At 35.3% G+C, this 1,334-nt stretch carries 1 protein-coding gene; it reads left to right on the forward strand.

Going from position 1 to position 1,334, the window contains the following annotated elements:
- Positions 1–1,001: 1,001 nt before the first annotated feature.
- Positions 1,002–1,334: hypothetical protein (locus EES38_RS23165; RefSeq protein WP_208020497.1), on the forward strand; the 333-nt coding region annotated here is incomplete at its 3' end.

A 1,334-nucleotide genomic window follows, 5' to 3' on the forward strand; every position in this document is an offset into this window, starting at 1 on the left:
TCCAGGTGAGTTTGTTCCGATTTCGTTTGTTCATTCCAATACTAATGAGCTCATTCTAGATACTACAAAGTTTTTATCCAATACAATGYMGGACAGACTCAGGATGAACTTAASAAGAAGACGYACAACCGATTACARACACTTATACTYCTATTTAAGCTGTGGCGGATGTGGTGTTTGAATTAACTAATRATTCTTTTGTACTTGTTGAATGCTCGATTTCGAATTCTAAATACAATACATTCGTTTGTGCYTGTGTCTTCTTAATTCAATTGMGTTAATYCTGGRATTCCTAGTTCATACGAGAATTCGAATACTATATTGGCGTCGYGATGGAGCCTGYAATGGAAAAGTTAGATATTCATTCAACTYCTGRARCTTTTGARGATTAYTTKGAAAGGTTYGAAATCTGGRSYATGACCAARGAAGAWGATGAGGATSTTAATATTGTGGCACACTTCCTCACATTCATTGGRARAGWAKCRTACAGCTTATTAAAAACTTTAGCATATCCAGAAAAACCTATCTCACTCCCTTATGCAACTCTTAAAGAGCTATTATTAAGTCATGTAAAATGCACCAGTTTTGAACGCCGTGAAAGTGCGAAGTTTCATAAGATGRTTCGTCAAAATGACCAAAAGGSTCGGGAATTCATCCTTGAATTACAGAAACAAGCTGCCAAGTGTAATTTCGGTGRTCAACTTYATGTGCAACTGAGAGATCGATTAATTGCAGGAATTAACATACCGAGTTTGGAAAGAGAGCTGTTAARAATGCCAAACTGTTCCTTTCAAGATGCTAGRACTGCRTGTATTAACTACGRAGCAGTSAATGAACTTGAYATCCAGTYGATGAAGATTTYTRWTAMTTTGCTTAGTSGTCRTGATGAACTACAATSTCAGGGTCAATCAAAYTTGCGTTCATTTAACAGTGATTCCTATTCTCGTGTAAATACGAAAGGTGTTTCAACGAGGAATTACAAAGCAAATCACAAAGGTGAGATGAAGTTTGGTAAATGTTTATCATGTGGAAAGTTTCATGCTCGCAATCCATGTGTATTTCGTAATGCTAAATGTTTTAAATGTGGTAAGGTAGGACACATTCAGTCAGTATGCAAAGCTACTGTCCATTTTGCTTCAAGCTGTACTAAATCTTGTAATTTAAATTTAAATAATTCGGATGTTTCTAATGATCATTTATCTTTATCAACGATTTCAAAAGACAGTACAGAGTCATATGACAGTTCAGAGTTAGATGAAATCCAGAATTCTTGTSAGACAACAGTTCCTAATCAACCGATTTATCAGAATTCTCATGCTATTGTACCAGGTATG

This window comes from Vibrio viridaestus (assembly GCF_003856525.1).
Lineage (GTDB): Bacteria > Pseudomonadota > Gammaproteobacteria > Enterobacterales > Vibrionaceae > Vibrio > Vibrio viridaestus.